This window comes from Neorhizobium sp. BETTINA12A (assembly GCF_023006485.1).
GTDB lineage: Bacteria > Pseudomonadota > Alphaproteobacteria > Rhizobiales > Rhizobiaceae > Neorhizobium.
On the sequence record NZ_JALBGW010000204.1, the window covers coordinates 1 to 7392 of the forward strand.

Genomic DNA, 7392 nt, shown 5'->3' on the forward strand with positions numbered 1-7392 from the left:
GTTCGAGCTGGAAGGCGGCTTCGGCCAACAGCGTCGCCTCCTGCCTGCGCTCCAGCCGCAGGAAGCTCCTGAAGACACCGGCCGAGCCGCGCAGATGCGCGCCGAGCGCCACATTTTCCAGCACCGACATGTCCGGCAGGATCTTCGCGTGCTGGAAGGTGCGGGCGATGCCGTGTTTGGCGACTTCGCGCGGGCTGTCGCCGGTCATCGGCTGGCCCTCGTAGAAAACCGATCCGCTGGTCAACGAAGCGAGGCCAGTGATGAGGTTGAAGGTCGTGCTCTTGCCGGCGCCATTCGGCCCGATCAGGCCGACGACCTGGCCGGCCCGCACTTCGAAACTAACATCGTTGACCGCCACCAGGCCGCCAAAGGCTTTTCGCGCCTTTTCCACCTTGATCAGCGACGAGCCGGCCGGCGCCAGCGTTCGCTTGGCAAGCCTGTCGTCGGAAGTCGGCAGAGGCCGCGGGGGCCGCTTCGGCAGGAGCTTCAAGACGAATGGCCAGAGGCCGTCTCGGGCGAGCTGCAGGATCACCACCAGCAGGATGCCGAAAACGACCATTTCCAGATTGGCGGTTGTGCCGATCAGGTCCGGCAGGAAACGCTGCAGCACGTCCTTCATGATCAGCACGATGCTGGCGCCGAAGATTGCGCCCCAGACATGACCCGAACCGCCGACCACGGCCATCAGCAGATATTCGATGCCCATGCTGAGCCCGAACGGCGTCGGGTTCACCGAACGCTGCATATGCGCATAGAGCCAGCCGGAAAGGGCCGCGACCACGCCGGCGAACACGAAAACGGTGAGCTTGGCGCGCACGATGTTGACGCCGAACGCTTCCGCCGCCTGGCCGCCGCCGCGCAACGCGCGGATGCCGCGGCCGATCCGCGAGTCCAGCAGGTTTTTCGCGCCGAGCGCGACAGCAATCACGAAGAACCAGATGAGGTAATAGATCGATCCGTCGCTCATGAAGCGATATCCGGCGACTTCGACCGGGGGGATGCCGGAAATGCCGTCGTAACGGCCGAGGAGGTCGATCTTGCCGAACAGATAATAGAGCGCCAGGCCCCAGGCGATCGTGCCGAGCGGCAGGAAATGGCCGGAAAGGCGCACGGTGATGAGGCCGAGCGGCAGGGCGGTCAACGCCCCGACGATCAGCGACAGCGGCAGGGTCAGCCAGGGCGAAAAGCCGTAATTCGTGCTCAACACGGCCGTCGTATATGCCCCGAAACCGCAGAAGGCGGCCTGGCCGAACGAGGTGAGGCCGCCGACACCGGTCAGCAGCACCAGGCCGATCGTCACCAGAGAGGCGAGGCCGATATTGTTGAGGATCGTCAGCCAGAACGGCGGCACCGGCAGGAGAGGGATGACCGCCAGGAAAACGATGCCGGCAAGGCCGGGAAGCAAACGCTCGATCTTCATCGCTCACTCCTCCTCGTGGAAACTGCCGCTCAGCGACAGCCAGATCAGAACCGGAATGATGAGCCCGAAGACGATGACCTCCTTGAAGCTGCTGGCGAAGAAGGAAGAGAAGGATTCGACCAGCCCGACACCGATCGCCGCGATCGCGGTGATCGGGAAGCTCGCAAGCCCGCCGATGATCGCCGCCACGAAGCCCTTGAGCCCGATCAGGAAGCCGGTGTCGTAATAGATCGTGGTGATCGGGCCAATCAGCACGCCTGAAACGGCGCCGATCGCCGCGGCCAACGTGAAGGCGGTGATGCCGGTCAGATGGGTGCGAACGCCGACCAGTCGGGCGCCGAGCCGGTTGACGGCGGTGGCGCGTAGCGCCTTACCGAGCAGCGTCCGCTCGAAGAACAGGTAGAGGCCGACGATGATCGCGATCGTCGCACCGTAGATGCAGAGGCTCTGGGCGCTCACCATCAACGAGCCGATCGTGTAGTTGTCGTTGGCGAGCGGTTCGGCACGCAGGCCCTCGGCGCCGAAGAAGACGAGGCCAAGCCCCATCATGGCGAGGTGCACGCCGATCGAAGCGATCAGCAGGACGAGCACGGAAGCATCGGCAAGCGGCCGGTAAGCGATACGGTAGATGTAGGCGCCCATGGGTGTGATGATCAGAATTGTGAGCAGCGCCTTGGCGATGGACGGCAAGGCCAGCGGCGCAAGCACGATGGTGATGCCGTAAATCACGCCGGGAAGCACCAGATTAAGAGCGAGACTGCGCAGAAAGGTGCGGATATCGGTGCCGCGGCGCATGCTCCAGAGATCGAACAGAAAGGCGATCGCTCCAAAACAGACGAGAAGCGAGGTGGTGGCGGGCACCTTGCCGCCGTCGAGAAGCGCCAGCGTCAGCGCGCCATAGGCGACGAACTCGCCCTGGGGAATGAAGATCACCCGCGTGACCGAAAAGAGCAGGACCAGCGCCAGGCCGAGGAGCGCATAGATCGCGCCATTGGTGACACCATCCTGGATCAGGAAGGTCGCAATCATCGCGTCCAAAGAATTTCCCCCGATAACAGAAAAGACGCTGCAAAAAGGCCCGGCGCGGACGCCGGGCCTCGTTCAGTTGCTCTTTACTTGGTGATTTCGAACTTGCCGTTCTTGGCTGTGAATAGCACGACGGCGCGGTCGTCGAGGCCAAGGTGATCGTCGGCCTTGAAGTTGAAGACGCCCTGGCTTGCCGGGAACGGACCGCCGGTTTCGATAGCGTCACGGAGAGCCGCGCGGAATTCCGGCGTGCCGGGCTTTGCCTTCTTGAGCGCGACCGGGATGGCTTTCTTCAGGATGGCCATGGCATCGTTGATATGTGGGCCGAACTGGGTGCGGGTGCCGGGACCGAACTTCTTTTCGTAGGCCGTCACGTAGGCCATGCCTTCCGGCTTGGTCTCCGCGGTATCCGGCAGGGCTTCCGGCGCCATGGCCGGGCCGGAGGCGAAGATCGTGTTGTCGGCAGCCTTGCCGGCGATGCGCAGGAAATCGAAGGTCACGGCGCCATGGGTCTGGTAGATCTTGCCGGTAAAGCCGCGTTCGCGCAGGCCGATCTGCGGCAGCGCGGCGCCGGTGCCGGAGGCTCCGACGAAGACGGCATCCGGACGGGCGGCAACGAGTTTCAATACCTGGCCGGAAACGGAGGTGTCGGGACGGGCATAACGCTCGTCGGCGATGACCTTCAAACCGTATTGTTCGCCGATCGCCTTGAACTGGCCCATCCACAGGTCGCCATAGCTATCCGAGAAGCCGATATAACCGACCGTCTTGACCCCGTCGGCCTTCATCTTGGCAAACAGGTTCTTGGCGATCAGGCCGGCATCCTGCGGCATGATGAAGGTCCACTTGCCTTTGGAAATGTTCGGCGGAACCGGCGAGCATCCGAGATGCGGCGTGCTGCTTTCAGCCGCTACGCCGGCGACGGCGATCGAAGCGGGGGTCAGTGCCGAGCCGACCAACACGTCGACCTTGTCGTCGTTGACGAAGCGGCGGGCATTGGTGGTGGCGATGGACGGGTCGCCGGCGTCATCGAGAACAATGACCTTCAGCTTTTCGCCACCCACTTCGGTCGGCCACAATTCGACGGAGTTCTTCAGCGGAATGCCGAGCGCCGCACCCGGGCCGGTCGACGATATGGTCACGCCGATCGTGATGTCGGCCAGCGCAGAGCTTGCAAATAGGGACATGGACAGGGCGGCAACGGGCGCCATCCCAGCAAAAAACCGGTTCTTCATAGGATCCTCCCAGGACAAAAGCGGGCGATCTCCTCCCGCCCTGCCATTTGTTTACAGGGAGATTGTTTCTTTGTAAACAATTCTGATAATGGTTATGAAAAGCTTACGGAGGCCCGGCCTGGACGTGGTCGGAGTGCGGAAGTCTCACTCGACATCGTTTCCCAACAGCCGCGCCAAACCGGCTTTGCCGTTCAATTCCACCATCTCACGCGCCGACTTGGCGCGACGCTCGATCAGTTCGAGCATCTCCATGAAGGCTGCGGTCTTTTCGGGCGGCAGATCGCCGAACATGTGTTTCTCGAGGGCATCGATGCCGGCCACCATCTTTTCGTAGACGGCCGTTCCTGCTGTCGTCAGCTGGATCTGGGCCCATCGCGCATCGCGTGCGTCGGCGCGGCGGTCGATCAGGTCGCGGTCGACAAGCTCGCGGATGGCACGCGACACCATCGCCTTGTCGATTGTCGTAAGCTTGCCGATCTCCATCGGCGAGATCGATCGATAGGTGCCGATCGCGGACATGACCCGCCAGATATTCAGCTTGAAACCGTTGGCTTCGCAAAGCAGGCTGACGAGCTTCATCATTTCCGCGTTGCTGCGCGCGAGCCGGTAGGGCACGACCTTGGAGAGCTTTCGGGGGGATGTGGGCCGTTCTTCCGTCATCCGCTCAGGTCACCAGCGCCCGCTGTCTATATTCGGTGGTGTCCCAGAGGCGATTGGTCATGATGTCTTCGAGGATATCCACCGCTCCCAACACCTCGGCCTCGCCGATATAGAGCGGCGTGAAGCCGAAACGAATGGCGTTCGGGGCGCGGAAATCGCCGATCACGCCGCGCGCGATCAGGGCCTGCATGATCGCGTAGCCTTCATCGTGCAGGAAGGAAATCTGGCTGCCGCGCTTCATCCCGTCCCGGGGGGAACCGAGCTTCAGCATCGGGCAGCGCCTTTCGACTTCCGCGACGAACAGATCACAGAGCTTGATCGACTGGCGGCGCAGGTCTCCCATGTCGACGCCGTCCCAGGCATCGAGCGCTGCATCGAGCGCTGCAAGCCCGATGATCGGCGGCGTGCCGACCCGCATGCGGTCGATACCGCCACCCGGACGATAACCGAGATCGAAGGCGAAGGGCTGTTCGTGCCCCAGCCAGCCGGACAGCGCCGGCCGCACCTTGTCCGCATGGCGGGGCGCGACATAGATGAAGGCCGGCGCGCCGGGCCCGCCGTTCAGGTACTTGTAGGTGCAGCCGACCGCAAAATCCGCGTTCGCACCGGAAAGATCGACAGGCAGGGCACCGGCCGTGTGGGCAAGATCCCAGACGGTGATCGCGCCGGCTGCATGCGCCTTTTCGGTCAGCGCCTTCATGTCGTGCAGCCGCCCGGTGCGATAGTCCACCTCGGTCAGCATGACCACGGCGACGGTTTCGTCGATCGCGGCTTCGATCCCTTCCGGCTCGACGATCTTCAGCTCGTGGCCCTTGCCGAGCGAGCCGATCAGGCCCTGCGCCATATAGAGGTCGGACGGAAAATTGCCGCTGTCGGACAATACGACCTTACGTTCCGGCACCAGTTCCAATGCGGAGGCGAGCGCCTGGTAGACCTTGATCGACAGGGTGTCGCCCATGACGACCGTGCCTTCCGCCGCCCCGATCAGCTTGGCCACCCGGTCGCCGATCCGCCGCGGCATTGCCATCCAGCCGGCCTTGTTCCAACCCTTGATCAGCAGCTCGCCCCATTCATCGGTCATCAGCCGGGCGACGCGTTCCCTGGCTGCAAGCGGCAGCGGTCCGAGCGAATTGCCGTCGAGATAGATCACGCCCTCCGGCAGATAGAAGAGCGAGCGGGTCTTTTCGAAATCCGTCACCGGAACACCTTGCTGTTGGAAACCAATCGTTCGAGGGGCTTAGCCTCGTAGCAGCGCAGACTAGAAGCTGGCGAGGGACGCGCAAGACGGATTTGCGCTGCGGGCGATTATTTTGGAGGCGATATCGGGTCTTGCGGGTCGTAGATCGCCGTCTTAACCTCGGTTATGGAGCGATCTTTGGAGGCCTCATGAGCGGAATCACCGACCTTTCCACCTTGCTTGCGAGCCTTGAGCCGGTTCTTGTCGACGGTGAATTCGTCTATGCGACCGTGCCGCCCGAGACAATGCACGATTATCTGGCGCTGAAGCCGATCGGACTGTTCTTCGAGAAGGAAGGCCTGACGCTGATCCTGCCGAGAGAGGCTGCCGAAAAGGCCGAGCTCGCCTCCAGCACGCCGCTTCGCTGCATCACCATGATGGTGCATTCTTCATTGGAGGCGGTCGGCATGACTGCGGCGATGGCGGCTGCACTCACCAAGGAGGGCATCAGCGCCAATGTCGTCGCGGCCTATTACCACGACCACATCTTCGTGCCGGCGGCGGATGCGGAACGGGCGGTTGTCGCGCTTAGGGCGCTTTCAACCCCTGCCGGTTAGCCGCGGGCAATCGCGTGGAAAAAGGCGCCGCTGACGAGGCCCCGCCGGCCGCCCGTCGGACCGATCAGCTTGCCGCCACCGTCGGCGATCGTTGCAAACGGCTGGTCGGTCCCCGGCGAAACAACGCTGGCATAGTGGAATTCATGGCCGCGGATCGTATCGCCCTTGCCGCCGAGCGGGCTGTTCTCGGCGATCTCCGCCTGGCGGTAACCGAGGTTCATCCGGCGTTTGGCGAAACTGGTGCGGTGGGACAGGAGACCCGTCATGGCGTGCGTCACGCCGTCGGCATCCTCCAGCGTTTCGCCGAGCACCATGTAGCCGCCGCATTCGCCGTGAACGGGCTTTGTTTCCGCAAATCGCGTTAGGCCGGTCTTGAAATTTTCGGCTGCGGCAAGCCGTCCGGCATGCAGTTCGGGATATCCGCCCGGCAGCCAGCAGACGTCGCAGCCGACAGCCGGCGCTTCATCGGCCAGTGGCGAGAAGGGTACGACCTCGGCGCCGGCGGAGCGCCATTCGCGCATCAGATGCGGATAGAGGAAGGTAAAGGCGGCATCCTGCGCCAGCGCGATCCGCTGGCCGGGCGGACGCAGTGATTTTTCCGTCGAACCGCCGGGAATATTGAAGGGTTTTGCGGCGGCATAGATCGCATCGAGGTCGAGCGAGGCCTCCATGGCATCGGCCAGCCGCTCGATATGCGCGTCCATTTCCGGGTGTTCGCTCGCCTGCACCAGGCCCAGATGCCGCTCGGGCAGAACCAGCGAGGGATCACGCAGGACGGTGCCGACCACGGGAATCCCGGCCGCCTGGATAGCATCGCCGCACAGTTTCTTGTGCCGTTCGCTGCCGGCTCGGTTGAGCACGCAGGCGGCGATCTTCACGGTCGGATCGTAATGGGCAAAGCCATAGGCGATCACGCCGGCGGTCTGGGACTGGCCGGAGACGTCCAGCACCAGCAGCACGGGCAGGCGGAACAGCCGGGCAAGATCGGAGGCAGCGCCCGAACGGTTCTCTTCGCTGACGATGCCGTCGAAAAGGCCCATGGCGCTTTCGATCAGAAGCAGCTCGGCATCCTCCGCCTGTCCGCGCGCCAAGTGCCGCAGCAGGTCCGGCGCCATCGCCCAGCTGTCGAGGTTGAGGCCCGGCCGATGCGTCGCGGCCTCGTGGAAACCCGGATCGATATAATCCGGGCCTGTCTTGATGCCGCGCACCTTGACGCCGCGGCGGGCAAAGGCGCGCAGCAGGCCGATGGTGACGCTG

General features: G+C 63.5%; 7 protein-coding genes. 1 reads left to right on the forward strand and 6 read right to left on the reverse strand.

Annotated features, from left to right (window positions below):
• The 5 genes from MOV61_RS26840 to kynU form a co-directional block, all read right to left on the reverse strand.
• The coding region (locus MOV61_RS26840) for an ABC transporter permease subunit (RefSeq protein ID WP_247138767.1) at positions 1–1420 on the reverse strand (1420 nt) is incomplete at its 3' end.
• 3 nt (positions 1421–1423) lie between these two features.
• A complete protein-coding gene (locus tag MOV61_RS26845) occupies positions 1424–2458 on the reverse strand; it encodes a branched-chain amino acid ABC transporter permease (protein WP_038547178.1) in 1035 nt (344 codons plus the stop codon).
• 74 nt (positions 2459–2532) lie between these two features.
• A complete protein-coding gene (locus MOV61_RS26850) occupies positions 2533–3681 on the reverse strand; it encodes an ABC transporter substrate-binding protein (protein WP_038547176.1) in 1149 nt (382 codons plus the stop codon).
• Positions 3682–3825: 144 nt separating this feature from the next.
• Entirely contained in the window at positions 3826–4341 is a 516-nt protein-coding gene (locus tag MOV61_RS26855) for a MarR family winged helix-turn-helix transcriptional regulator (protein WP_080719242.1), read from the reverse strand.
• A 4-nt stretch (positions 4342–4345) separates the two neighbouring features.
• The gene (gene kynU, locus MOV61_RS26860) at positions 4346–5539 is read right to left on the reverse strand and encodes a kynureninase (protein ID WP_038547173.1); all 1194 of its coding nucleotides are present in this window, start codon (positions 5537–5539) and stop codon (positions 4346–4348) included.
• 188 nt (positions 5540–5727) lie between these two features.
• Between kynU and MOV61_RS26865 the strand changes: the two genes are divergently transcribed.
• Positions 5728–6135 (forward strand): ACT domain-containing protein, encoded by a 408-nt coding sequence (locus tag MOV61_RS26865; protein ID WP_247138768.1) that lies wholly within the window; start codon positions 5728–5730, stop codon positions 6133–6135.
• Here MOV61_RS26865 and MOV61_RS26870 read toward each other — a convergent pair.
• Positions 6132–7392 (reverse strand): cobyrinate a,c-diamide synthase (locus tag MOV61_RS26870; RefSeq protein WP_247138769.1); only part of this gene is annotated, 1261 nt, incomplete at its 5' end. The genes MOV61_RS26865 and MOV61_RS26870 overlap by 4 nt on opposite strands.